Annotated in this window: 1 protein-coding gene; it reads left to right on the top strand. The window is 28.8% G+C overall.

The annotated features are described in order from the left end of the window. Positions 1–234: 234 nt before the first annotated feature. Positions 235–1,231: bifunctional DNA primase/polymerase (locus tag NSA58_RS20390; protein WP_257560951.1), on the top strand; the 997-nt coding region annotated here is incomplete at its 3' end.

Raw genomic sequence — 1,231 nt, 5'->3', positions numbered from 1 at the left:
TTATAAAAATTAAAAAAGGTAGATGCTCCATTGAAGTCTTTTGTATGATAGTGGAGGATTTGCCTTTTTTTGAATTTACATTTTCTTATAAATTGAAATTAGACACAAAAAAACATAGATGCTATTATAATGTTGTAGCCGACATAAGGGCTAAAAAATAGTAAGGAAGGAGTTATAAAATAATAATAAAATTTGCACATTGACAATTTAATATAAAATCTTAGGAGGTAATCTATGGAACAAATTTTAAACCAAGCGAGATATTATGTGGAACAAAATCTACCCATAATACCTTGCAAGTATAAGGAGAAAAGACCTTTAAAAAAAGCTTGGGCTTCTTGGGCACAAACTACGGATTATGACCTCAATGACTGGATTAATCAATATAAAGAATTTAATATTGGTTTAGTTATGGGATCTAACTCTGGAATAATTGGTATAGATATAGATGGTAATGAACAATATGAGTACTTCAAAGAAAAACTAGGTGTTGATTCATTTGAAACATGGCAATACAAAACTTCAGATGGAGGAATGAGGTTACTTTATAAAATTCCAGAAGGTATGGAAATAAAAAGTAAAGCTATCAGGTTTGAGGGAGAACATCAAGAAATTGCATTATTATCTAATGGAAAACAATCTATACTACCACCTTCTGTTCATCCAAATGGTCATAGGTATGAGTGGATAGAAGGTAAGTCACCTTTAGATATTGAAATATCTGAAATTTCAGATAATATATTGGAATTTTTTATTAATAAGAAGAATAAAAAAAAATCTAATAAGTCTAAAAAGAAAGAGTCTATTAATAGTAAGCCAACTACCATTTATAAAAGTAATGATATATATAACAATTACATAATTCACAAGTTTGCTAATAAGTGCTATAAGTTCAAACAGGCTATTATAACACAGAAAAAAAGTGGATTACATGAAGAATTATGGTACAGTTGGATATCAGTACTTATCAATTGCGGACAAGAAGGAATTGCTAAAATTTTTTCAAGAATATCTAGTAAACATAATAAAAGAAGTGAAGAAAGAATAGATACTCTAATATCAGAAGGAGCGCTTCCTATTAGATGCTCAACATTTGGTTGTGACAGTTGTGATATAATGTCATGCTTTAATAGCATTAATTATAATGATGAAGAGGAAATGATAAATAGTCCAGCTTCATATCTGAATACAATAGGGAAATTTATGCCACCTAGTAATGAAGTATATAATG

The sequence above is a fragment of the Terrisporobacter muris genome (assembly GCF_024621905.1).
Classification (GTDB): Bacteria; Bacillota; Clostridia; order Peptostreptococcales; family Peptostreptococcaceae; genus Terrisporobacter; species Terrisporobacter muris.
This window is presented reverse-complemented; position numbering and strand designations above follow the sequence as displayed.